The following is a 24,743-nucleotide window of genomic DNA, read 5'->3' as shown; positions in this document are numbered from 1 at the left end:
GTCACGGCGTGCCGCCCCTTCTTTATGCGGGCGCTCAGCGCGTCGGGTCGATCAGATACTTCTCGCCCGTTGCCTTCCGCTCATAGGCGCGCAGCACGTCGGGGTTCAGCGCCTCCTTCAACCCAACCGTCGCGGTGTACTTACTGGCAAACGTCGTGGTCAGCTCGTCGGCGATCCGCTGCCGCATCCGTGCCGCCGTCTCCGCGCCGGCCTTTTTCAGCCACGGTGTCAGCAGGAAGCCCGAGACGCTCCACTGGAACCCGAACGCCAGCCGGTTGAGCGTGGTCGCGCCGGTATCGAGTGCGCCGTAGATATAGAGCTGCTTGAACGTGTTCGAGCCATAGCGGCTGTATTCGCCCGCCGTGCGATTGGCGGCCTGTTCCATCGCCTGTACGATATCGCTGCCCAGCGACCCGCCGCCGATCGCGTCGAAGGCGATCGTCGCGCCCGTCTCGGCGCACGCATCCGCCAACTTCGCGCGAAAATCCTCGTCCTGGCTGTTGAGCACATGCGTCGCGCCGATCTCGCGCAGGATCGCCGCCTGCTCGGGCTTACGGACGATGTTCACCAGCGGCACGCCATCGGCGAGGCAGATCTTCTGGAGCATTTGCCCGAGGTTCGACGCCGCGGCGGTATGGACGATCGCCTTATGGCCCTCGGCACGCATCGTCTCGACGAACGCGAGCGAGGTCAGCGGATTGACGAACATCGCCGCGCCGTCCGCCGCGCTGGCGCCCTCGGGCAGCGGCACCACCTCGCGCAATTTGGCGAGCCGATATTGCGCGAACATCGCGCCGCCGATCATCCCCACCTTGCGCCCGACCAATTCCTGCCCCTGCGCTCCGGCGGCCACGACGGTGCCCGCGCCTTCGTTCCCGACCGGCAGCGACTGCCCGACCCGCGCGCGCAAGCCGCCCATCCGCCCGCGCGGCACCGCGAAGCGTAGCGCCGGCGCGTCGGGCGTCCCCACGTCCTCCAGCGTCGCCACGTCCGCCGGCCCGAGCAGCAGCCCCAGATCGGACGGATTGATCGGCGCCGCCTCAATCTTCACCAGCACTTCGTCGTCGGCCGGGGCGGGATAGGTGACCTCTTCCAATCGCAGCGTCAGCGATTCGTCGGCGTCGACGATCGACCGTAATTCCAAACCTTTGACGTCGCTCATCCTCACCTCCTCTTATAATGGGGGTTCGGCATGGGCGTGCGCGCGAGAGTGGTCAAACCCGTTCTCATCCGCGCGCAACCGCGCTACCGAAGGCGGCATGTTCGACCTCGACGCCTATCTCGCCCGCATCGACCTTCCCGCCCGCCCGACCCGTGACGCCGCCGGCCTGTCGCGCATCCAGCACGCCCACCGGCTCGCGATCCCGTTCGAGAACCTCGACGTGCGGCTCGGCCGCGCGATCGCGATCGACGGGGCGAGCGTCGCCGCGAAACTGGTTACCGCGCGGCGGGGCGGCTATTGTTTCGAGCAGAACCGGCTATTGCTCGACGCGCTCGCTGCGCTCGATTTCAGCGCGCGCCCGCTGCTCGCGCGCGTCTGGCTGGGCGCGACCGCGACACCGCCGCTGACGCACACGCTGTCACTGGTGACGATCGACGGTCAGCACTGGATCGCCGACGCCGGCTTCGGCGGCAGCTACGCCCCGGTCATGCCGCTGGCCGATGGTGCGCAGGGCGAGGCGCCCGACGGCGCGCGCTTCCTGCTGGTGCGCGATGACGATCGGGCTGGGGAGGGCGGCTGGCTGCTGCTGCGCGACGGTGATCCGACCACCACCGATGGCCGCGGGGCGGGGCCGGGGTGGCAGCCGCAATACAGCTTCACCACCGCTGAGGTGCACGACAGCGATCTGGCGATGGGCAATCACTGGTCGATGAGCGCGCCCGCCAGCCGCTTCACCAACGTGACGGTGACGAGCATCATCCTGCCGCGCGGCTTCGCCTCGCTGACCGACCGCCAATATCGCCGCCGCGCCTCGGAGACGAGCGCCGAGGCCGAGATCACCGATCCGCGCGTCTATCGGATGCGGCTGAGCATGATGTTCGGGATCGACCTGAGCGCGGACGAAGTTGGGGAGCTGGGCCTGTTCGGGTGAGGGGAGGGACACCTAGCCCCCACCGTCATCCCCGCGCAGGCGGGGATCCAGACGCGCAGGTTCTCGCAAGAGCCGAAAGCGTCAGAGGTTCTGGATTCCCGCCTGCGCGGGGATGACGGTGGAAGTTGGGCGCGGTATTCACTCCGGCATCCCGCTCATCCCGCTCGCGCTCCGCAGCGCGTCGCCGTCCAGCCGATAGCCATCCAGAAACACCGTCCGCACGTGCCGCAGGTTGCCGAGTTCCTGCGACACGTCGCCGTCGACCAGAATGACGTCCGCGGTCTTCCCCGCCGCAACCGAGCCGAGCCGGTCGCCCATGCCGACCAGCTTCGCCGGCACGATCGTCGCGGTCTGCAACGCCTGCGCGTTGCTCAGCCCGGCCTGCTGGTACAATTCCAGCTCGCGCACCAGCTCGACGCCCCAGCCATCGGTGCCCGCCACGATCGGCACGCCCGCCTTGTGCAGCCGCCCGACCAGCTCGACCATCTTGCCGAAGCTCTTGCGATAATCCTCGCGCGTCAACCCGTCCTTCAGCGGATAGCCCGCGATCCGCCACCCGCGCGCCACCGCCGGCGGCGCGACCTTGGCGAAGGCGGCATATTCGGGCGGGATCGCGGTGCCGTCGCTGGTCATCAGCGGCTCCCACACCGTCAACGTCGGGTCGATCACCGTCTTGCGCGTCGCCAGTTCGGCGTAGAACGCCCGCATCGCCGCGCTGTCGAGATCGACGTCCTTGCCATAGCGCGCCGGCCCCTCCAGCCGCGCGGCGGTGTTCGCCTTGTCGACCACCTCCTGCGGCATCGCCTGCATCATGATGAAGTTGATATGCGTCACCTCGTCATAGCCCGCGCGCACCGCGTCCAGCGGCCGCATCCCCGCCGGAACGTGGCCGTGGACGTGCAGCCCCAGCCGATGCGCCTCCGCCGCGGCCGGCGCGATCCACGCCGGGGTCATCGAGGTGTAGAACTTGACCCCCCACATGCCCGCCGCCTTGATCTTGCGCACGGCGGCCACCGCTTCCTCCGCGGACGAGACGGTCAGCGCACCTTGCGCGGCGAGCGGGTCCTTGCGGTCGATGATCACCGACACGCGCCCGTCCGGCGCGAGCAACTCGCCCGATGCGCGACGCCTCACGATGCTGTGCGCATCCTCGATCAGCGAGCCCGGGCTGCGGTAATTGGTCATGCCCGTCGCGACGTTCTGGAGCAGCGACCAGTCGTCGCCGACATGCTGGTGCGCGTCCCACAGGCCGGGCACCAGCGTCTTGCCGCGCCCGTCGAGCGTCGTCGCGCCCGCGGGCGCGCGCAACGATCCGCCCGCGCCGACCGCGGCGACCTTGCCGTCGGCGATCAGCACCGCGCGATCGGGCAGGTACGTGCCCTTCACCGAGTCGAACAGCAGCACATGGTCGACCAGCGTCGGGGTGCGGTTGGCGGGCGTCAGGAAGGTGCGGGCCACGTCGCGGACCATCGCGGCGGTCGCCTTGTCCTGCACCGCCTTCAGCTTCGGCCCGGCCGCCTCATAGCCTTCGGGCAGCATCGAGATGACACCGGCATAGCCGAACAGGCGATTGTCCTTGTCGAGCCACAGCGGCGAAGGCGAAAAGCCGTAGCCGCGGATGAACGCCAGCCGCACCGGCGTCCTGCCCTGCGGCCCGTCGATCTCGGTCACGTCGCCGATCGTCAGCGTCGCATGACCGCCCGGCAACAGGTCGACGCCCTTCGCCCCCGCCGCGACCAGCGCGGCGACATCCTGCTCGCTGGCGAGCGGCGGACCGCCGTAGGTATTGTAGCGTCGACCCGCATAGGGTGCGGACCCGCTGTCGACGCTGGTCTTCCACGTCGCGGTGCCATCGGGCGCCACGCTGAAATTCTCGGTGGCGTCGCCCGAGTCGGTGAAGCCGCGGATCGCGATCTCGGTCGGGCGGCGATCGGGGCCGCTCGTGACGACCTCGTCGGTTTCGGTGATCCAGCCGCGCAGCGACATCGACATGCGATAGGCGGTCTTGCCGTCCGCGGGGCTCCACGACCAGATGTCGCCATGCTTGCCGGCTTCCGAACTGATCACGAAGTGCCGCGCGCCCGCGGGCGGGGTCAGCAACTGCTCCTTGGCGATCGGCTCGGCCACGGCGACCGGCGTCGCGCTGGCGAGCAGCGCAGTAAGAATCAGTCGGCGCATATCTCATCTCCCCCGCATTTGCCTGAAAGTGACAAGGCCGCGACGCGAAGGCAACGGGTGGCAAATGACGGAGTAATGGCTATGCTCACCCCGCGCCGCCCGAGCGGCGCACGATAGGAGAGTTTCGTGGCCACCGTCTGTTGCAATCCGCTGTCGCGTCGGCATTTCCTCTCAGGCGTCGCCGGCAGCGCGCTGATGGCCGGCGTCACTGCTCCGGCGCTTGCGCAGGTCGCCGCATCCGCCACGCTCGCGCCGTTCGACATGCGCGACGTCGACCTGCTCGACAGCCCGTTCCTCCATGCGCAGCGCCAGACCGAGGCATATCTGCTGCGGCTCCAGCCCGATCGGATGCTCCACAATTTCCGCGTCAACGCCGGGCTGAAGCCGAAGGCGGCGGTGTACGGCGGCTGGGAATCGGAGCCGATGTGGGCCGACATCAACTGCCACGGCCACACGCTCGGCCACTATCTCTCCGCCTGCGCTCTGGCCTATCGCGCCACCGGCAAGCCGGAATATCGCAAGCGGATCGACTATATCGCCGGCGAACTCGCGGCGTGCCAGAAGGACGCGAACAGCGGCCTGGTCTGCGCCTTCCCCGACGGTGCGGCGCTGCTGGCGGCGCATCTGCGCGGCGAGCCGATCACCGGCGTGCCGTGGTACACGCTCCACAAGATCTATGCCGGCCTGCGCGACGCGACGCTGCTGGCCGACAGCGCGGCGGCGAAGGCGGTGCTGCTACGGCTCGCCGACTGGGGCGTGGTCGCCACCCGCCCGTTGAGCGACGCGCAGTTCGAGGAGATGCTCAAGACCGAATACGGCGGCATGAACGAAGTCTATGCCGACCTGTTCGTGATGACCGGAAACGCCGACTATCAACGCCTTGCCGAGCGTTTTTCGCAAAAGGCGGTGCTCGCGCCGCTGGTGAAGGCGCAGGATCAGCTCGACGGGATGCACGCCAATACGCAGATCCCGAAGATCATCGGCTTTCAGCGCGTCCACGAGGCCGGCGGCGACGCCAGCTACCACACCGCCGCGCACTTCTTCTGGAAGACCGTCGCGCACACCCGTGCCTTCGCCACCGGCGGCCACGGCGACAACGAACATTTCTTTGCGATGGCCGACTTCGACAAGCACGTCTTCTCGGCCAAGGGCTCCGAGACGTGCTGCCAGCACAACATGCTCAAGCTGACGCGGCAATTGTTCCTGCAGGACCCGCGCGCCGATTACGCAGACTATTACGAGCGCACGCTCTACAACGGCATCCTCGCCTCGCAGGACCCCGACAGCGGAATGGCGACCTATTTTCAGGGCGCGCGCCCCGGCTACATGAAGCTGTACCACACCCCCGAGGACAGCTTCTGGTGCTGCACCGGCACGGGGATGGAGAACCACGTCAAATACCGGGACTCGATCTATTTCCACGACGGTCGCCAACTCTACGTCAATCTGTTCATCCCCTCGACGCTGCGGTGGCGCGAGCAGGATGTCGTCCTGACGCAGGAGACATCGTTCCCGGCGCAGGCCGGCACCCGGCTGCGCATCGCCGCGAAGCGCCCGGCCGCGCTCGCGGTCAAGCTGCGCCACCCGCGCTGGAGCCGCACCGCCACGGTGCTGGTCAACGGCCGCGAGACGACGACCTCCGCCGAACCCGGCAGCTACGTCACCGTCGACCGGACGTGGGGCGACGGCGACACGGTCGAGCTGCGGCTGGTCATGGAGCCCGCCGCCGAACAGGCCCCCGCCGCGCCGCAGATCGTCGCCTTCACCTACGGTCCACTGGTGCTGGCCGGCGCGCTCGGCAAACAGGGGCTCGCCCCCGGCGCGGACATCATCGTCAGCGAGCGGAAATATGGCGAGTATAACGACACGCCCGTCGCGGTGCCGGTGCTTGCGGGCGACGCCGATGCGCTGGCCAGGAGCATCCGCCCGACCGGCAAGCCGCTCGAATTCACAATCGCCGCGCAGGACGGCACGCCGGTACGGCTGATCCCCTATCACCGCATCGCGCACGAACGCTACGCTACCTATTGGCAGCTCGCCTGACCCCGAAGGTTCAAGATTCCGCTGTCTTCACGCGGTGATCTTTGCCACCAGCACTCTCGTGACGGAGGGTCTGGATGCACAAGTGGTTTATCGCCGCCGCGCTGGCGACGACGGGGGTTGCGGCCGTGGCTGACGCGCAGGTGGCAAAAGCGCGGGGAGCCGAAGCGCAGGCGCCGGCCGCTGCGCCGTTGACGCTGGAGCGGGTGTTCGCCACCCCCGATCTCGCCGGCCCGCAGCCGCGCGCGCTCAAACTGTCGCCCGACGGCACGTTGCTGACCTTCCTGCGCGCGCGGTCGGACGACAAGGACCGGCTCGACCTCTGGGCACGCGACACCACCACCGGCGCGGAGCGGATGCTCGTCGACAGCCTCAGGATCGGCACCGGCGCGGCGCTGTCCGAGGCCGAGAAGATGCAGCGCGAACGCGCCCGCATCGGCGCGCTGAAGGGGATCGTCGCCTACGACTGGGCGGCGGACGGACGCAGCCTGCTCGTGCCGATCGACGGCAATCTGTACCTCGCCGGGGTCGACGGGCAGGTCCGCCGGATCACCGACGTCCCCGGCGGCGTGCTCAACGCCAACGTCTCCCCGCGCGGCGGTCTCGTCAGCTACGTCCGCGACCAGAACGTCTGGGTTCAGCCGCTCGCCGGCGGCGCGCCGCGCGCGCTGACCAGCGAGGGTAGGGGCCTCGTCCACTTCGGCGAGGCGGAGTTCGTCGCGCAGGAGGAAATGCACCGCACCGACGGCTATTGGTGGAGCCCCGACGATCGCTACCTCGCGGTCGAACGGTTCGACGAGACGCCGGTCAAGGTCTTCACCCGCGCCGCGATCGGCGCGACCGGCACCAGCATCTACGAACAGCGCTATCCCGCCGCTGGCACCCCCAACGTGCTCGTCGACCTGTACGTGCTGCGCGCCGATGGCTCGGGTAAGGTGAAGGTCGATCTCGGCAACGATCCCGACATCTATCTGGCGCGCGTCGACTGGCTGCCGGACGGCTCGGCGCTGCTCGTCCAGCGCGAGAACCGCGCGCAGACGAAACTCGACATGCTGCGCGTCGATCCCGCCACCGGCAAGGCAACCGTCCTCTTCACCGAGACCGCGCGCGCGAAGAGCTGGATCAACCTCACCGACAGTTATCGCGCGATGGAGGACGGCAGCCTGCTGTGGCACTCCGAACGCGATGGCTACGCGCATCTCTGGCGGCTGAAGAACGGCCGCTGGACGCAGCTGACGAAGGGCGAGTGGGTCGTCACCGGGCTGGTCGCGGTCGACGAGGCCAAGGGCCAAGTCTATTTCACCGCCAACAAGGACGACGTCCTCGAACAGCATCTCTACGCGCTCGACCTGAAGCGTGGCGGCATCACGCGACTGACCGAGCGCGGCTGGAACAACAGCGTCACCGCCGACGGCAAGGCGCAGCGCTTCCTCGTCACCCGCTCCAATCCCGATCAGCCGCCGCAGACCTATCTCGCCGACGCCAGTGGCAAGCGGCTGTCGTGGATCAACGAGAACCGCGTCGAGGGCACGCACCCCTACGCGCCATATCTCGCCAGCCACGAACCGGTGCGCTTCCGCACGATCAAGGCCGCGGACGGCACCACCGACCTGCACTGGCAGATGGTCACGCCGCCGCTCGAGCCGGGCAAGCGCTATCCGGTGTTCTTCCAGCATTATGGCGGGCCGGGGCCGCAATATGTGACGCGTAGCTGGAAGAACCCGTTGATCCAGCATCTGGTCGACAAGGGCTGGATCTATTTCGAGCTCGACAATCGCGGCTCGGCCAATCGCGGCGTCGCGTTCGAAAGCGCGATCTGGCACGCGATGGGCACGGTCGAGGTCGACGACCAGCGCAACGGCGCGGCATATCTGAAGACGCTCAATTTCGTCGATCCGGCGCGGATCGCGACCTTCGGCTGGTCCTATGGCGGCTATATGTCGCTGAAAATGATCGAGGCCGATCAGGGCCTGTACGCCGCCGCGATCTCGGGCGCGCCGGTCACCGACTGGCACCTCTACGACACGCATTATACCGAGCGGTACATGGGCGATCCGCGCGTCGACGGCGTCGCTTATGACGCGTCGCGCGCGGTGATCGATCCGAAGAAGATCACCACGCCGCTGCTGCTGATGCACGGCATGGCGGACGACAACGTCTTCCTCGACAATTCGACCAAGGTCGCGGCGGAATTGCAGGCGGCGGACATGCCGTTCGAGATGATGCTGTATCCGGGCAAGACGCATTCGGCATCGCGCGACATCCATGTCTGGACGACGATCGAGCGTTTCCTCGACCAGCATGTGCGCGAGAAGCCGGAATGACGTCGTCATTGCCACGGTGTCACGTCGGCGTCCCGGTCGCCCGATAACGCCCGACCATGCGCTTCCTGACCCTGTTTCATCTGTGGCCGTTCCTTGACACCGCGATCAGCTATCTGACGGCGTTCGTCCTCGGCACCGCGATCGGGGCGGAGCGGCAGTATCGGCAGCGGACCGCGGGGCTGCGCACCAATGCGCTGGTCGCGATCGGTGCGGCGGCTTTCGTCGACCTCGGACAACGGCTGGGCGGCGACGTCGAGTCGATCCGGGTCATCTCCTATGTCGTATCCGGGATCGGCTTCCTCGGCGCTGGCGTCATCATGAAGGAGGGGATGAACGTCCGCGGCCTCAACACCGCTGCGACCCTGTGGTGTTCGGCGGCAGTCGGCGCGATCGCCGGGTCCGATATGGTGGTGGAGGCCATGTTGCTGACCGGCGTGGTGCTCTTCGCCAACACCGCGCTGCGACCGCTGGTCGACGCGATCAATCGCATCCCGCTCGCGGGCGGCGCGGTGGAGGCGACCTATAGCGTTACGATCACGGTCGCGGTCGAGGAGGCCGGGCCGCTTGGCGACCTGCTGGTCGAGCATCTGGAGAATGCGCAACTGCCGGTCGCCGACCTGGCGACGCAGGATCGCGGCGAGGAACAGGTCGCGCTGGTCGCCACCCTAGTCGGCACGAATGTCGCGGATCACGAACTGGATACGCTGGTCGCGCATCTCTCGCGGGCCCACGGCATCGACCATGCTACATGGCAGGTAAGCACGCACGATTAGGAAAGCGGATGGACGACCCCGCGCAACGTCGATAGGGCCACCCGATCAGCGGAGGTTTTGATGGGTTATCGGGTGGTGGTGGCGGGTGCCACGGGCAATGTTGGGCGCGAGATGGTCAACATCCTGGCCGAGCGACAGTTTCCGGCGGACGAGATCGCGGTGCTCGCGTCGTCGCGCTCGGTCGGCGACCAGATCGAATACGGCGACACCGGCCGGATGCTGAAGGTGCAGAATATCGAGCATTTCGATCCTGCCGGCTGGGATATGGCGCTGTTCGCGATCGGCAGCGAGGCGACCGCGGTGTACGCGCCGAAGTTCGCCGCCGCCGGCTGCGTCGTGATCGACAATTCGTCACTCTACCGCATGGACCCGGACGTGCCGCTGATCGTGCCGGAGGTGAATGCCGCCGCGATCGACGGCTACGCGCGCAAGAACATCATCGCCAACCCCAATTGCTCGACCGCGCAGATGGTCGTCGCGCTCAAGCCGCTGCATGACGCGGCGAAGATCAAGCGCGTCGTCGTCGCGACCTATCAATCGGTGTCGGGCGCGGGCAAGATCGGGATGGACGAGCTGTTCGAGCAGAGCCGCAACATCTTCGTCGGCGATCCCGCCGAGGCGAAGAAGTTCACCAAGCAGATCGCGTTCAACGTCATCCCGCACATCGACAGCTTCCTCGACGACGGCTCGACCAAGGAAGAGTGGAAGATGGTCGTCGAGACCAAGAAGATCCTCGATCCGAAAATAAAGGTCACGGCCACCTGCGTGCGCGTGCCGGTGTTCGTCGGCCATTCCGAGGCGCTCAACATCGAGTTCGAGAACGAGCTGTCGGCCGAGGATGCGCAGAACATCCTGCGCGAGGCGCCGGGGGTGATGCTCGTCGACAAGCGCGAGGACGGCGGATACGTCACGCCGATCGAAAGCGCCGGCGACGACGCCACCTATGTCAGCCGCGTGCGCGACGACCCGACGGTGGAGAACGGGCTGGCGCTGTGGTGCGTCAGCGACAATCTCCGCAAGGGCGCGGCGCTCAACGCGGTGCAGATCGCCGAACTGCTCGGCCGCCGGCATTTGAAGAAGGCGGATGAGACCGATGCGGACGATTTCCAGGCGGTGCTGACGGCGAAATAAGCGCCGCCGCTTACCACCGTCATTCCCGCGACGGCGGGGATCCAGACGCGCAGGTCCTCGTGAAGAGGCGAAACGTCAAAGGTTCTGGATCCCCGCCTCCGCGGGGATGACGGTCGTTGAGGCCTCAATACCCCCGATACCGCCCCGGTCGATGCCACGCGATCAGGATGCCGCTGATCGCCGCCGACGAGATCGCCGACCACCCGACCCGCTCCGGCGGCAGGAAGGCGAGCGCGGTCAGCAGGATCAGCGCGTCGATCGCCATCTGCGTCCGCCCCGCATTCCACCCGCGCGTCTTCTGCAACCACAGCGTCACCACCCCGGTCCCGCCGATCCCGGCGTGATGCCGCGCCAGCGCCAGCGCGCCGAACCCGATCACCGACCCGCCCGCCAGCGCCGCGAACGCCGGATCGATATGCGCGATCGTCAGCCCGATCCGCGTCCACGTCCCCAGCGCCGCCACGCCTGCGCCGACCAGCACGGTCCGCAACGTGAACCGCCGCCCCATCGCTTTCCACGCCAGCCACATGAAGGGCAGGTTGATCAGCGTGAACAGCACGCCGGTCGGCAGTGGTACCGCATAGGAGATCAGCAGCGCGATCCCCGCGGTCCCGCCGGTCACCAGCCCCGCGGCATGGAGCAGCGCGAGCCCGAGCACGACGAGGATGCAGCCGAGCGTCAGCGCATAGGCGTCCTCGATCGCGGAATGGGGCAGGGGTTCGTCGGCGTTCACCCCGTGGTCCTATCGACGCTCGTCGCTTGCCGCAACGCAGCATCAATGCGGATTCCGGGCCGCACGCCGACGTGGTCCAAAACGCGCACCAGATGCTACCGATCGACGGTTTCGGCGTCTAAAGCGGTTACCGGATCCGTGGGGACGCTGCTATTTTCGGGCAGGTATCCGCACCGGCGGCGTCCGAAGGCCGCCGATAAGTGAATGGAATGACGTGATGATGTCCCCGACTAAAACCCGATATTTCGACAGCTTTGACGGACAGCGCATCGCGTGGCGCGAGCTGGGGGAAGGACGCCCGGTCGTCCTGATCCACGGCTTTTTCTCCGACGCGCAGACCAACTGGTTGAAATACGGCCATGCCGCCGCGATCGCCGCGGCTGGTTTCCGCGTCATCATGCCCGATCTGCGCGCGCACGGTGACAGCGCCCGTCCCCACGACAGCGCGTCCTACCCGCCCGACGCACTAGCGCGCGATGGTCACGCGCTGATCGAGCATCTCGGTCTAAGTGACTATGATCTGGGAGGTTATTCGCTGGGCGCGCGCACGACGGTACGGATGCTGGCGACGGGCGCCACGTCACGCCGCGTGGTGATCGCCGGCATGGGTCTCGACGGCATCACCCGCGCCGACCGGCGCGCCGGCCACTTCCGCAACATCCTGACCAACCTGGGAAAACACGAACGCGGCAGCCCCGAGTGGCTGGCCGAGGCGTTCCTGAAGACCACCGGCGGCGACCCCGTCGCGCTGCTCGGCATCATCGACACCTTCGTCGGCACGCCCGACGCGGTGCTCGACACGATCGTCCAGCCGGTTCTGGTGGTGAGCGGCAAGGACGACGACGACAACGGCTCCGCCCCGGCGCTCGCCGACGCGCTGCCGCAGGCCCGCTATGTCGAGGTGCCCGGCAACCACATGAGCGCCGTGACCAAGCCCGAGCTGGGGCAAGCGATCGCGGCGTTTCTCAAGGGGTAAGCACCATCCCGGATCACGTCCGGGGTGACGCGCCGCCGGCTTACGCCTTCTCGGGGATCGTATTCTCGTCGGCGATCCCCGCCTCGAACGACTTGGACGAATCCTTCCCATCCGGCTGATGCGCCTTGGCTTTCTTCGGCGCGTCGGGTGCCGGAAGCCGCGGCGATTTGGGCGTCGAGCTGCGCAGCGTCAGCAACGCCGCGGTCGCCGCCGCGCCGATCGCCGCGACCCCGCCGGCGATCGCCGCCGCGCCCCATTTGCCGCCGACCTTCTCGATCGCCGCTTCACCGCGCGACGCAGGCTTGCGGCTCGCGGCCGACCGCGCCTTGGCGGGCGTCGCGCGGGTGCGCTTGGCGGCCGGCTTCTTCGCGGTCGCTGCCGGGGCATCCGCAGCCTTCGTCGCCTTCGTCTTGGTCGCGCGCGGCGCGGCGGCCTTAGGCGCGGCGGTCTTGCGCGGTGCGCGGCGGCGCGGGGTGGCGGGCTTCGACGCCGCCGGGGTCGGCGTATCGCTGATGTCGTCGGCCATGATGTGCTCCCGTATCGGTGGTTTCGGGAGCGCAACGCACGGGTGGCGCGGTGTTTCCGAGTCGATCAGCGGAACGGCGGCTCGTTGAACGCGCGCAGCTTGCGGCTGTGCAGCTTCGCGCCCTCGCGGCGCAGTTCCTCGCACGTCTCGATGCCGATCCGCATGTGCTCGCTGATCGCGCGTTCGTAGAAGCGATTGGCCTGCCCGGGCAATTTCAGCTCGCCATGCAGCGGCTTGTCCGACACGCACAGCAACGTCCCGTACGGCACGCGGAACCGATAGCCCTGCGCGGCGATCGTCGCCGATTCCATGTCGATCGCCACCGCCCGGCTGAGCGAGAAGCGCAGCGCCGACCGCGCATAGCGCAGCTCCCAGTTTCGATCGTCGGTGGTGACGATCGTGCCCGTCCGCAGCCGCCGCTTCAGCTCGTCGCCCGACTGCCCCGACACCGTCTCGGCCGCGCGCGCCAGCGCCTGCTGCACTTCGGCGATCGCCGGCACCGGGATCTCGGGCGGCAGCATGTCGTCGAGCACATGATCGTCGCGCAGGTAAGCATGCGCCAGCACATAATCGCCGATCCGCTGCGACGGCCGCAGGCCGCCGCAATGCCCGATCATCACCCACGCCTCGGGCCGCATCACCGCCAGATGGTCGCAGATCGTCTTGGCGTTCGACGGACCGACGCCGATGTTCACCAGCGTGATCCCGGTGCGATCGTCGGCCATCAGGTGGTAGGCCGGCATCTGCAACCGCCGCCACGCGCTGTCGTCGAGCATCGCGGGATCGTCGCCCGCCTTGAACAGCACCCCGCCCGGCCCCGACAAAGCGGTGAAGCGCCCGCCCTCGCTCACCTGCTGCGCCCCCCAGCGGACGAATTCGTCGACATAGCGGTGATAGTTGGTGAACAGCACGTAGCGCTGGACATGCTCGGGCGGGGTGCCGGTGTAATGCCGCAACCGCGCCAGGCTGAAGTCGGTGCGCAGCCCGTCGAACAGCGCCAGCGGGCGCGTGCCGTCGATCGACGCCCACAGCCCGTCGGCGATCTCATCGCCGATGAACGCCAGTTCGGTGGTCGGAAAATAGCGCGCCAGTTCGGCGGCCGAGGTCGCGTCGAGGCTCAGCGCATGCCCGGCGTCGATCACGTACGGATAGGGGATTTCCTGCGTTCCCGGCACCGCATCGACCTGAACGTCGTAATCCTCGATCAACAGCGTCAGCTGCTCGACCAGATAGTCGGCGAAGACCGCCGGTTTGGTGACGCTGATGCGATAGTCGCCGGGGCTGACCAGCCGCCCGAACGACCGCATCGGCGTCGGGCGTCCGTCCCCGCCGGCGAAGCGCAACCGGATCTCGGGATAGGCGAACGAGCCGTCGTTGCGCGTGGCACGATCGGGCACGGTGCCGTCGGCGATATAGGCGGTGATCGCTGCCTTCAGTCGATCGACGGAGGCGGTGTAGAGCCGGTCGAGTTCCCGGACGAGGTCGTTCGCTGTCATGTCGGACGGTTACATAGTCCGCATGACCGCGGCAAGTCGCCCCGCCGCCGGGTGGCGACGGGCGGGGCGGTGACGTCTCAGAGGGTTTCGAGCAGATGGTCGGCGGAGCTGACGCGGAACTCGCCCGGCGCCTCGACGTGCAGCGCCGCGACCTTGCCGTCGTCGACGATCATCGCATAGCGCTGGCTGCGGCGGCCCATGCCGAACTTCGTGCCGTCCATGTCGAGGCCCAGCGCGGTCGCGAAATCGCCGTTGCCGTCCGCCAGCATCGTCACGCCTTGCGCATCGTTGGCCTTGGCCCATGACTCCAGCACGAACGGATCGTTGACGGCGGTGCAGGCGATCTCGTCGATGCCCTTCGCCTTCAGTGCGTCCGCCTTCTCGACGAAGCCGGGCAGATGCTTGGCGGAGCAGGTCGGCGTATAGGCGCCCGGCACCGCGAACAGCGCGACACGGCGGCCCTTGAAATAGTCGGCGGTATCGACCGGCTCGCGGCCGTCGTGGGTCAGCTTGGTCAGCTGTACCGAGGGAAGGGGATCACCGACGCCGATAGCCATAAAGGAATACTCCGGTTGGATTGCAGCGCAGCGATGGCGAGTGCGCCACGTGATTTCAAGCTTTGGCAAGCGCGGCGCGAGCGCCTAAGTCATCGTCATGGAGCAAGCGACCTATCTCACCGGCCAGTTCCTGCTCGCGATGCCGGGCATCGGCGACGCACGATTCGATCATTCGGTGATCGCGATGTGCAGCCATGACGAGCAGGGGGCGCTGGGCATCGGCATCGGTGCGGTCGTCAACGGGCTCGGGTTGCACGAGGTGCTCGAACAGCTGGAGATCGCGCCGGGGGTCGCGCCGAACGCGCCGGTGCATTTCGGCGGCCCGGTCGAGCCGCGGCGCGGGTTCGTGCTCCACTCGGACGATTGGGGCGGGCAGGACACGCTCGATGTCGCCGGGCGCTGGCGGCTGTCGGGCACGCTCGACGTGCTGCGCGCGATCGCGGCGGGCAGCGGTCCCGCGCAGTGGCTGGTCGCGCTCGGCTATGCCGGCTGGGGGCCGGGGCAGCTCGAGACGGAGCTGACGCGACATGGCTGGCTCAACGTCGAGGACGACACCGACATGCTGTTCGCGACGCCGGTGGACGAGCGCTGGACGCGTGGCTTCGTCGCTGCGGGCGTCGACCCGCGCCTGCTGTCGAGCCAGAGCGGCCATAGCTGAGCGCCGAAGTCCGCCGCTCCGGAATGGGCGGGGCCGAGGGCAGAGGCGACGACCATGAACGTGGCGCTCACCACATATAAAGATACCTTTATATTTGATCCGCGGCGTCATCGCGGCTAAGGCGCGCGGATGCCGATCGGTGTGGTGCATGCCTTGGTCGGCCTCATCTGAGTGGAGACAACGCCGTGGCAACCGCCCCCGTGCTCGAAAAGAACGACTACGTCATTAAGGACATCGGCCTCGCCGACTTCGGCCGTGCCGAGATCAACATCGCCGAGACCGAGATGCCCGGCCTGATGGCGCTGCGCGACGAGTATGGCGCGTCGCAGCCGCTGAAGGGCGCGCGCATCACCGGCTCGCTGCACATGACGATTCAGACCGCGGTGCTGATCGAGACGCTGGTCGCGCTGGGCGCGGACGTGCGCTGGGCGACCTGCAACATCTTCTCGACCCAGGATCACGCTGCGGCGGCGATCGCGGCCGCCGGCATCCCGGTGTTCGCGGTGAAAGGCGAGACGCTGGCCGAATATTGGGACTATGTCGGCGACATCTTCAACTGGGGCGCCGACACGGACGGCACCACCGCCAACATCATTCTGGACGACGGCGGCGACGCCACGATGTTCGCGCTGTGGGGCGCGAAGCTCGAAGCGGGTGCGACCTTCGGCGAGCCGGAGAATGACGAGGAGGTCGAGTTCCAGCGTTCGGTCAAGGCGTTCATCGCCAAGTATCCGGGCTATCTGACCCAGACGGTCAAGAACCTGAAGGGCGTGTCGGAAGAGACCACCACCGGCGTCCACCGCCTGTACGAGATCGCCAAGAAGGGCGAGCTGCCGTTCCCGGCGATCAACGTCAACGACTCGGTCACCAAGTCGAAGTTCGACAATCTGTACGGCTGCAAGGAATCGCTGGTCGACGCGATCCGTCGCGCCACCGACGTGATGCTCGCCGGCAAGGTCGCCGCGGTTGCCGGCTTCGGGGACGTGGGCAAGGGCTCGGCCCAGAGCTTGCGCAACGGCGGCGCCCGCGTGCTCGTGACCGAAATCGATCCGATCTGCGCGCTGCAGGCGGCGATGGAGGGCTTCGAGGTCGTGACGATGGACGAGGCGGTGAAGCGCGCGGACATCTTCTGCACCGCGACCGGCAACGCCGACGTCATCACCGCCGATCACATGAAGGCGATGAAGCCGATGGCGATCGTCTGCAACATCGGCCACTTCGACAGCGAGATCCAGATCGCGGCGCTCAGCAACTATGACTGGACCGAAGTGAAGCCGGGCACCGACCTGGTGAAGTTCCCGGACGGCAAGCAGATCATCATCCTCGCCAAGGGGCGTCTGGTGAACCTCGGCTGCGCGACCGGCCATCCGTCGTTCGTGATGTCGGCGTCGTTCACCAACCAGACGCTGGCGCAGATCGAGTTGTGGACCAAGTCCGAGAACTACAAGAACGAGGTCTACGTTCTGCCGAAGCACCTCGACGAGAAGGTCGCGGCGCTGCACCTCGAGAAGCTGGGTGTCCAGCTGTCGAAGCTGACCGCGAAGCAGGCCGGTTACATCGGCGTGCCGGTCGAAGGCCCGTTCAAGCCGGATCACTATCGCTACTGATCCCGCGAGACGGTTCGCGAAATGGAGGGCGGGGCCGCTGGCCTCGCCCTTTTTCATGGGCGCGCGTCGCACCGCTTGCCCGTGGGGAACGCCGACCCTAGACAAGCCCGCATGTCGCGGATGTCGCACGTTCTATGACGCAGGTTTCGCCGAGCATCGCGGTCGCGATCGGAGTGGTCGTGCTGTTGCTCGTGCTGATCGGTGCCGTCCTGATCGCGCTGGGACTGCGGGCGCGGGCCGGCGCGGTCGAGGCGGTGCGCGAGCGCGAGACGATCGAGACGCTGCTGGCCGGCGCGCCGATGCAGCCGATGGTGGTGCTGCCCGACGGCCGGGTCGAGATGGCGCGCCGCGTCGCCGACTGGCTGGGGTTCAGCGACATCCCCGGCTATTTGCAGGAGGTCGAGGCGGCGAGCTGGGGGCTGGACCCGCGCGAGGCGCAGGCGCTGTCGGACGGGCTCGCCGCCTGCCAGCGGTCGGCGCGCAATTTCACCTACACCATTCATGCGCGCGACGGCGGCCGGACGTTGACCGTGCAGGGCGACCGGCGTGGTGACGCGGTGATCCTGTGGTTCTACGATTCGACCGCCAGCGAGGGCGAGATGCGCCGGCTGCGCGCCGATTGCGAGGACCTGTCGGATGCGTTCGACGCGCTGACCGGGCTGGTCGAGGCTGCGCCGCTGCCGATGTGGTACCGCGACAGCGATTTGCAGCTGGCGATGGTCAATTCGGCCTATGTCACCGCGGTGGAGGGCAGCGATGCCGCCGACGTCGTCGGGCGCGGGCTGGAGCTGGTCGACGGATCGGGGCAGGGCAGCCCGACCGCCGGCGCGGCGCTGGCGCGCGACGAAGGCCGGCCGCAGCAACGCGTGCTGCCCGCGACGATCGGCGGCGCGCGGCGCTCGCTGCGCATCCATGACGTGCCGCTGCCCGTCGGCGGTGTCGCGGGATATGCGATCGACATCGAGGAACTGGAGCAGAGTCACCTGCGCGAGCGGCGTTTCGCCGATGCGCAGCGCGCGATGCTCGACCGGTTGTCGGCGGGCGTGGCGCAATTCGGCGGCGACCGCAGCCTGGTGTTCTGCAATCAGCCGTTCCGGCGGATGTTCGCGATGCGGCTGGAATGGCTCGCCGACCGGCCGGAGTTCGACCGCGTGCTGGAACGGATGCGCGAGGCCAATCGCGTGCCCGAGGTGCGCGACTTCCCCGGCTGGAAGGCGGAGCGGCGCGGCTGGTTCGTCAACGCCGATACCGCGGTCGAGGAGAATTGGCATCTGCCCGGCGGCACGCATTTGCGCGTCGTGGCGCAGCCGATCCCCGACGGCGGGCTGATGGTGTTCTTCGAGGACCGTACCGAGCAGGTGCAGCTCGCCAGCGCGCGCGACACGTTGCTGCGCGTCCGGACCGCGACCTTCGACAATCTGTTCGAGGCGCTGGGCGTCTTTTCGGGCGACGGTCGTCTGCAGCTGTGGAACAACCGCTTCCGCGCCTTGTGGGATCTGGAGGAGGAATTCCTCACCGGCCATCCGCGCGTCGACGTGATCGCGGAGAAGGTCGCGCCGAAACTGTCGAACCCGCGCCGCGCGCGCTCGATCGCCGAGCTGGTGCGCACCGCCACGATCGAGCGGCAGCAGCGCGCCGGCCACATCGCGCTGGCCGACGGGCGGCAATTCGAATTCGCCGCGGTGCCGCTGCCGGACGGCAACGCGCTGTTCACGATGCTCGACATCAGCGACAGCCGCGCGATGGAACAGGCGCTGCGCGAACGCAACGACGCGCTGGAGGCCGCCGATCAGGTCAAGACCGCGTTCGTCGCGAACATGAGCTACGAATTGCGCACGCCGCTGACGTCGATCAGCGGTTTCGCGGAAATGCTGCACGGCGGCTATGCCGGCGAACTGTCGCCCGATGCGATCGCCTATCTCGATGCGATCCTCGATTCGGTCGACCGGCTCGGGCTGCTGATCGACGACGTGCTCGACCTGACCTCGACCAACAGCGGCGCGCGTCCGCTGGAGCGCGCCGATATCGACATGGCCGCGGTGGCGCGCGCGGCGGTCGATGCGCTGCGCGCGACGGCGCGGCGGCACCATGTCGATCTGGCGGTGGAGGTGCAGCGCTCCGCCGGGCGGCTGACCGGCGACGCGCGCCGCATTCGCGAAGTGGTGGAGCACCTGCTGCGTCGCGCGATCGGCGCCGTGCCGGAACATGGCCGCGTGGCGCTGTCGGTCGACGGCAATGTGCGCGGTGCGCGGATCGTGGTGGCCGACAACGGCCCCGGCCTGACCGCCGAACAGCTCGCGCGCGCCTTCGATCGCTTCGCAGGTGACGGCACCACCGCCGCGGGCGAGCGCGCGCTGGGGCTCGGCTTGCCGCTCGCCAAGCAGTTCGTCGAGGCGCACGGCGGGACGATCGCGCTGCACAGCACGCCCGACACCGGCACGACCGTCACCGTGGACCTGCCGCGGCGATGAGGCGCGGCGAGGAGCGGTTGGCGGACGTGGCGGCGACGGCGGCGGTCGGCGCGCGGCTCGCCGCGGTGCTGCGCCCCGGCGATGTCGTGACGCTGACCGGCGGGCTGGGCGCGGGCAAGACCAGTCTGGCACGTGGGGTGCTCGCCGCGCTGGGGCTGGCCGGGGAAGCGCCGAGCCCGACCTTCGCGATCGTGCAGCCCTACGATCCGCCCGAGGTGCGGCTGCCGATCCTGCACGTCGATCTCTATCGGCTCGACGATCCGGCTGAGGTCGACGAGCTGGGACTGGAGGAGGCGCGACGCGACGCGGCGTTGCTGGTCGAATGGCCGGAGCGCGCGGGCGCAGGGCGGTGGCCGGAGGCGCTGGCGCTGGACCTCGCGATGGCCCCGGATGGCGCGCGTCGCTTGACTTGGGAAGCGCCCGACGCTTGGGACGGGCGATGGCCACGATGATTCCGCCGGCGGATGCGCCGGCCTTTCTCGACGCACACGGATGGGGCGGCGCGCGGATCGAGCCGCTGGCCGGCGATGCCTCGTTCCGACGGTATTTCCGCGTCCATGCCGGCGCGCGCCGGGCGATCCTGATGGACGCGCCCCCGCCGCAGGAAGACCCGCGGCCGTTCCTCGCGGTTGCCGCGTGGCTGGCCGAGCATCGCTTCGCCGCGCCGGCGATCCATGCGGTCGATCTCGATCGGGGCCTCGTACTGCTGGAGGATTTCGGCGACGTGCGGCTGCGCGAGACCGCCGATGCCGACGCCGACGCGGCGGTCGCGCTGTACGCGGCGGCGATCGACCTGCTGGTGGCATTGCGCGCGAAACCGGCGGGGCCGTGGCGCGCCTACGACCGTGCCGAGTTGCAGCGTGAGGCCGGGTTGCTGGTCGAATGGTATTGCCCGGCGGTCGGCGCGGTGGTCGATGCCGAGGGCTATCGCGCGGCATGGGACGCGGTGCTCCACCATGTCGAGGGCGCGACGCCGGTCACGGTGCTGCGCGACTATCATGCCGAAAATCTGATGCTGGTCGGCGCCGATCGGACGCTGGGGCTGCTCGACTTCCAGGACGCGCTGGCGGGGCACCCCGCCTATGATCTCGTGTCCTTGCTTCAGGATGCGCGCCGCGACGTCGATCCGACGATCGAGGAGGCGATGCTCGCCCGCTACCGCGCGGCGACCGGCGAGGGCGACGATTTCCTGCGCGCCTATCGCGTGCTCGGCGCGCAGCGGAACGCCAAGATCCTCGGCATCTTCGCGCGACTGTGGAAGCGCGACGGCAAGCCGCGTTACGCCGCTTTGTGCCCGCGCGTCTGGGCGTATCTGGAGCGCGATCTGACCGACCCGGCGCTGGCGCCGGTCGCGCGCTGGTTCGACGACCATCTGCCGCCCGAATGGCGCGGCGATCCCTTGCTGCTCGCCGAAGCGCGGGGGCGGGCATGACGCGTCCACGCTACATCCGCCCCGATCCGGGCTCGCGCGTGCCGCGCACCGCGATGGTGATGGCCGCCGGCGTCGGCAAACGGATGCGCCCGTTGACCGCCACCCGGCCCAAGCCGCTGGTCGAGGTGCGCGGGCGCGCGCTGATCGATCATGTGTTCGACCGGCTGCGCGCCGCGGGGGTCGAGCGCGCGGTCGTCAACGTCCACTACCTCGCCGACGCGCTGGAGGCGCATCTGCGCCACCGCGTCCACGACATCGAGGTCGTCGTGTCGGACGAGCGCGCGCAGTTGCTGGAAACCGGCGGCGGGATCGTCCGTGCGCTGCCGCTGCTCGGCGACGAGCCGTTCATCGTCGTCAACGGCGACAATCTGTGGCTCGACGGACCGACCGACGCGATCCGGCAACTGGCCGATCGGTGGGACGATGCGACGATGGACGCGCTGCTGCTGATGGTGCCCTATGCGCGCGCGCACAACCACAACGGGCAGGGCGATTTCCACCTTGCCCCTGACGGTCGGATCAGCGGGCGGCGCCAGCCCGGCCGAGTCGCGCCGTTCGTGTTCACCGGCGTACAGATCGTCTCGCCGCGGCTGATCCGCGACTGGCCGGAGGGGCCGTTCTCGACCAATATCTTCTGGAACCGCGCGATCGCGGCGGGGCGCGCCTACGGGCTCGTCCATCAGGGGCTGTGGTCGGAGGTGAACGTGCCGGGGGCGATCGCGCGGACCGAGGCGCTGCTCGCGGATGGCTGACGCCGCCCCGCCGGCCGAGCGGGGTCTGCGGCTCTACACGATCCCCGCACATCGCGCCTTCGCCGACGCGCTGGTCGCCGGGTTGCTGCGGCGGTTCGGCGGCGATCGGCTGTCGCTGGCGCGCGGAACGGTGCTGGTGCCGAACAACCGTGGCGGGCTGGCGGTGCGCGAGGCGTTCGTGCGCGCCAGCGGCGGCGCGCTGCTGCTGCCGCGGATCGTCGCGCTGGGCGGCGAGGAGCTGGACGCCGGCGTCGGCGCGGCGCTCGATCCCGCCGATGCGGTGCCGCCGCTGCCCCCGGCGATCGACCCGCTGCAACGACGGATGATCCTCGCGCGGCTGGTCGAGGAGGAACGCGCCGCCGCGGGGCGCGCGGTCGATGCGGCGGAGGCGGTGCGGCTGGCGGGCGATCTCGCCGCGACGCTCGACCAGTTGATCGTCGAGGAAGTATCGCCTGTCCGGCTCGCGGAGATCGATCCGGGCGAAGGGCTTTCGGACCATTGGGAGACGGCGCTCCGCCTGTTCCGCATCCTGCTCGACCGCTGGCCCGCCGAGCGGGACCGGCTCGGCGCGATCGACGCTGCTGAAAAACGCATCCGCCTGCTCGATCAGCAGGCGGCGCGCTGGCGCGCATCGCCGCCCGACACGTTCGTCTGTGCCGCCGGGATCACCGACCCCGCGCCCGCCGTCGCGCGGCTGTTGCGCACGGTGGCGGAATTGCCGCGCGGGATGGTGGTCTTCGCCGATCTCGATCTGACGCTGCCCGATGAGGAATGGACGGCGCTCGGCCCGCATGATCCCGATCCCGTCACCGGGCTGCGCGCGCGCGCGATCGAGGTTCATCCGCAATTCCATCTCAAGCTGCTGCTCGAACGGATCGGGGCGGCGCGTGACGAGGTGTCGCGTTGGACCGGCGGCAGCGAGCATGACGCCACCGCCGCGCGCGACCGCGCGATCGCCAACGCGCTGGCGCCGGCGCGTTTCACCGCCAAATGGACGCGGCTCGACGCGGCCGATCGCCGGCTGACCGGCGTGACGGCGGTGGAACTCCTGACCCCGGCCGAGGAAGCGCAGGCGATCGCGCTCAAGCTGCGCGAGGCGGTCGAAACGCCAGGGCTGACCGCCGCGCTGGTCACGCCCGACCGGATGCTCGCGCGGCGCGTCGCGGCGCATTGCCGGCGTTGGAATATCGAGGTGGACGACAGTGCCGGTCGCGCGCTCGCGATCCTGCCGCCGGGGACGCTGCTGACCGCGATCGTCGAGGCGGCGGCGCAGGATTTCGCGCCGATGGCGTTGCTGACGCTGCTCAAGCATCCGCTGGTGCGGCTCGGCGACGGGCGTGGCGAGTGGCTCGACGGGGTGCGTCGCCTTGATCGCGCCTTGCGCGGACCACGGCCGGCGCCCGGGCTGGACGGCATCGATCGCCATCTCGCCGCGCATCCGGTCCATGCGCGCGCCGCCGAATGGTGGCGTACTGCCCGCCCGTTGCTGGAGCCGGTGGCGCGCGGCTTCGGCATGTCGATGGCGACCTTGCCGGGGCTGGTCGCCTGCCTGCGTGAGGCCGCCACACTGCTGGCTGGCGACGAGGCATGGCGGGGCCCCGCGGGGCGTGCCGCCGCCGATCTGCTCACCGGCCTCGAAACGCAGGCGCCACTCGGTCCGCAGCAGGTCGCCCCCGCCGGCTTCGCGCCGCTGCTGCGGATGTTGATGGACGAGATCGCGATCCGACTGTTGCCGCGCGAGCGTCATCCGCGGCTCGCGATCTACGGTCTGATGGAGGCGCGGCTGCAACGCGCCGACCTGATGATCCTGTCGGGGCTCAACGAAGGAACCTGGCCGGGGCTGCCCGCGCCCGATCCGTGGCTCGCGCCGCGCGTCCGCGCCGAACTCGGGCTGCCGGGGCTGGAGCGCGGGATCGGCGTCGCGGCGCATGATTTCGGGCAGGCGCTGGGGGCCAGGCAGGTCGTGCTCACCCGCGCACGTCGCGACGCGCGCTCGCCCGCGCTCGCCTCGCGCTTCTGGCTGCGGCTGGAGGCGATGACTGGCGAGCGCTTCCCGCGCGACGCCACGCTTGCGGTCTGGGCGCGCGCGCTCGACGGCACGCGCGTGCCGACGCCCGTCGATCGGCCCGAACCCATGCCGCCGATGCGGTTGCGCCCGCGGCAGATCTCGGTGACCGAGGTCGACCGTTTGAAGGCCGATCCCTTCGCCTTCTACGCACGGCGCATCTTGAAGCTGTCGGCGCTCGACCCGGTCGATGCCGATCCCAGCGCGGCGTGGCGTGGCACCGCGGTCCATGCCGTGCTGGAGGCATGGGCGCGCGAGGATGCGTGCGATCCCGAAAAGCTGCTGCCGCGCGCGGTGACGTTGCTCGCCGATCCGGCGACCCACCCGCTGCTGCGCGCCTTGTGGCAGCCGCGGTTGGTCGCGGCGTTCGAATGGGTCGCGGCGAAGACGCTGGCGGATCGCCGCGCCGGGCGAGCGGTGCTGGCGGTCGAGGGGCGCGGCAAGGCGGAGCTGTCGGGGATCGAGCTGACCGGACGCTTCGACCGGATCGACCGGATGCCCGATGGCGGGCTGGGGATCGTCGATTACAAGACCGGCAAGGCGCCCTCGGTCGCGGCGGTGCGTGACGGATTCAATCTGCAACTCGGGCTGCTCGGAGCCATTGCTGAGGAAGGCGGATTCTCCGGCGTTATGGGTAAGGCGACGACTTTCGAATACTGGTCACTAGCTAAGAAAGGTGAGACGTTCGGGTCTGTATCTACCCCCGCCGACCCCGACGGTAAGAGTGGCCGGATCATCACAGAAGAGTTCGTTCGGACTGCTCGCAATAATTTCGCTAAGGCAGCTGAGCTTTGGCTAACAGGCGACGAGCCTTTCACCGCCAAGGTTAAGCCTCAATACGCGGTCTTCACTGAGTACGATCAACTGATGCGCCGCGATGAATGGTACGGCCGCGATGCATGACCCCCTCCGTCATTCCCGCGCAGGCGGG

General features: G+C 68.8%; 19 protein-coding genes. 13 read left to right on the top strand and 6 right to left on the bottom strand.

Going from position 1 to position 24,743, the window contains the following annotated elements:
* Positions 1-34: 34 nt before the first annotated feature.
* Positions 35-1,162 carry a zinc-binding dehydrogenase gene (locus AADI75_RS04135; RefSeq protein ID WP_341207777.1) on the bottom strand — a complete coding sequence of 376 codons (1,128 nt, stop codon included), beginning with the start codon at positions 1,160-1,162 and terminating at the stop codon, positions 35-37.
* Between the two features lie 97 nt (positions 1,163-1,259).
* Here AADI75_RS04135 and AADI75_RS04130 point away from each other — a divergent pair, with 97 nt between their 5' ends.
* Positions 1,260-2,093, top strand: coding sequence for an arylamine N-acetyltransferase (locus AADI75_RS04130; RefSeq protein WP_341207776.1), 834 nt, complete (start codon positions 1,260-1,262; stop codon positions 2,091-2,093).
* Positions 2,094-2,231: 138 nt separating this feature from the next.
* Here the strand turns inward: AADI75_RS04130 and AADI75_RS04125 are convergent, their stop codons facing one another.
* On the bottom strand, positions 2,232-4,271 hold the full coding sequence (locus AADI75_RS04125; RefSeq protein ID WP_341207775.1) for an amidohydrolase family protein: 2,040 nt from the start codon (positions 4,269-4,271) through the stop codon (positions 2,232-2,234).
* 195 nt (positions 4,272-4,466) lie between these two features.
* On the opposite strand from AADI75_RS04125, the gene AADI75_RS04120 reads away from it, so the two are divergent.
* The 4 genes from AADI75_RS04120 to AADI75_RS04105 all read left to right on the top strand — a co-directional run bounded on the left by AADI75_RS04120 (position 4,467) and on the right by AADI75_RS04105 (position 10,539).
* The gene (locus tag AADI75_RS04120) at positions 4,467-6,314 is read left to right on the top strand and encodes a beta-L-arabinofuranosidase domain-containing protein (protein ID WP_341207794.1); all 1,848 of its coding nucleotides are present in this window, start codon (positions 4,467-4,469) and stop codon (positions 6,312-6,314) included.
* Between the two features lie 74 nt (positions 6,315-6,388).
* Complete coding sequence (locus AADI75_RS04115) at positions 6,389-8,635, top strand: S9 family peptidase (protein WP_341207774.1); 2,247 nt, start codon at positions 6,389-6,391, stop codon at positions 8,633-8,635.
* Positions 8,636-8,691: 56 nt separating this feature from the next.
* Positions 8,692-9,408, top strand: coding sequence for an MgtC/SapB family protein (locus tag AADI75_RS04110; RefSeq protein WP_341207773.1), 717 nt, complete (start codon positions 8,692-8,694; stop codon positions 9,406-9,408).
* Positions 9,409-9,468: 60 nt separating this feature from the next.
* Positions 9,469-10,539 (top strand): aspartate-semialdehyde dehydrogenase, encoded by a 1,071-nt coding sequence (locus AADI75_RS04105; protein ID WP_341207772.1) that lies wholly within the window; start codon positions 9,469-9,471, stop codon positions 10,537-10,539.
* 124 nt (positions 10,540-10,663) lie between these two features.
* On the opposite strand, the gene AADI75_RS04100 is transcribed toward AADI75_RS04105, so the two are convergent.
* The gene (locus AADI75_RS04100) at positions 10,664-11,272 is read right to left on the bottom strand and encodes a YitT family protein (protein ID WP_341207771.1); all 609 of its coding nucleotides are present in this window, start codon (positions 11,270-11,272) and stop codon (positions 10,664-10,666) included.
* A 214-nt stretch (positions 11,273-11,486) separates the two neighbouring features.
* Here AADI75_RS04100 and AADI75_RS04095 point away from each other — a divergent pair, with 214 nt between their 5' ends.
* A complete protein-coding gene (locus AADI75_RS04095; protein ID WP_341207770.1) occupies positions 11,487-12,248 on the top strand; it encodes an alpha/beta hydrolase in 762 nt (253 codons plus the stop codon).
* 40 nt (positions 12,249-12,288) lie between these two features.
* Here the strand turns inward: AADI75_RS04095 and AADI75_RS04090 are convergent, their stop codons facing one another.
* The 3 genes from AADI75_RS04090 to AADI75_RS04080 all read right to left on the bottom strand — a co-directional run bounded on the left by AADI75_RS04090 (position 12,289) and on the right by AADI75_RS04080 (position 14,827).
* Entirely contained in the window at positions 12,289-12,774 is a 486-nt protein-coding gene (locus AADI75_RS04090) for a hypothetical protein (protein WP_341207769.1), read from the bottom strand.
* A 65-nt stretch (positions 12,775-12,839) separates the two neighbouring features.
* Positions 12,840-14,270, bottom strand: a complete 1,431-nt coding sequence (locus AADI75_RS04085) for an AMP nucleosidase (protein ID WP_341207768.1) — start codon at positions 14,268-14,270, stop codon at positions 12,840-12,842.
* Between the two features lie 77 nt (positions 14,271-14,347).
* Entirely contained in the window at positions 14,348-14,827 is a 480-nt protein-coding gene (locus AADI75_RS04080; RefSeq protein ID WP_341207767.1) for a peroxiredoxin, read from the bottom strand.
* A gap of 97 nt (positions 14,828-14,924) precedes the next feature.
* Between AADI75_RS04080 and AADI75_RS04075 the strand changes: the two genes are divergently transcribed.
* The 7 genes from AADI75_RS04075 (at position 14,925) to addB (ending at position 24,715) form a co-directional block, all read left to right on the top strand.
* Positions 14,925-15,485 (top strand): YqgE/AlgH family protein, encoded by a 561-nt coding sequence (locus tag AADI75_RS04075; protein WP_341207766.1) that lies wholly within the window; start codon positions 14,925-14,927, stop codon positions 15,483-15,485.
* A 200-nt stretch (positions 15,486-15,685) separates the two neighbouring features.
* Complete coding sequence (ahcY, locus tag AADI75_RS04070) at positions 15,686-17,092, top strand: adenosylhomocysteinase (protein ID WP_341207793.1); 1,407 nt, start codon at positions 15,686-15,688, stop codon at positions 17,090-17,092.
* A gap of 134 nt (positions 17,093-17,226) precedes the next feature.
* Entirely contained in the window at positions 17,227-19,563 is a 2,337-nt protein-coding gene (locus AADI75_RS04065; protein WP_341207765.1) for a PAS-domain containing protein, read from the top strand.
* The gene (tsaE, locus tag AADI75_RS04060) at positions 19,560-20,015 is read left to right on the top strand and encodes a tRNA (adenosine(37)-N6)-threonylcarbamoyltransferase complex ATPase subunit type 1 TsaE (protein WP_341207764.1); all 456 of its coding nucleotides are present in this window, start codon (positions 19,560-19,562) and stop codon (positions 20,013-20,015) included. The genes AADI75_RS04065 and tsaE overlap by 4 nt, the downstream gene beginning before the upstream one ends.
* Positions 20,012-20,995 (top strand): phosphotransferase, encoded by a 984-nt coding sequence (locus AADI75_RS04055; RefSeq protein ID WP_341207792.1) that lies wholly within the window; start codon positions 20,012-20,014, stop codon positions 20,993-20,995. The genes tsaE and AADI75_RS04055 overlap by 4 nt, the downstream gene beginning before the upstream one ends.
* The gene (locus tag AADI75_RS04050) at positions 20,992-21,747 is read left to right on the top strand and encodes a nucleotidyltransferase family protein (protein ID WP_341207763.1); all 756 of its coding nucleotides are present in this window, start codon (positions 20,992-20,994) and stop codon (positions 21,745-21,747) included. The genes AADI75_RS04055 and AADI75_RS04050 overlap by 4 nt, the downstream gene beginning before the upstream one ends.
* Complete coding sequence (gene addB / locus AADI75_RS04045) at positions 21,740-24,715, top strand: double-strand break repair protein AddB (RefSeq protein WP_341207762.1); 2,976 nt, start codon at positions 21,740-21,742, stop codon at positions 24,713-24,715. The genes AADI75_RS04050 and addB overlap by 8 nt, the downstream gene beginning before the upstream one ends.
* Positions 24,716-24,743 lie beyond the last annotated feature (28 nt).

This window comes from uncultured Sphingomonas sp. (assembly GCF_964021865.1).
GTDB lineage: Bacteria > Pseudomonadota > Alphaproteobacteria > Sphingomonadales > Sphingomonadaceae > Sphingomonas.
The sequence above is the reverse complement of the archived record's forward strand: the minus strand, read 5'-3'. Positions and strand labels throughout refer to the sequence as shown.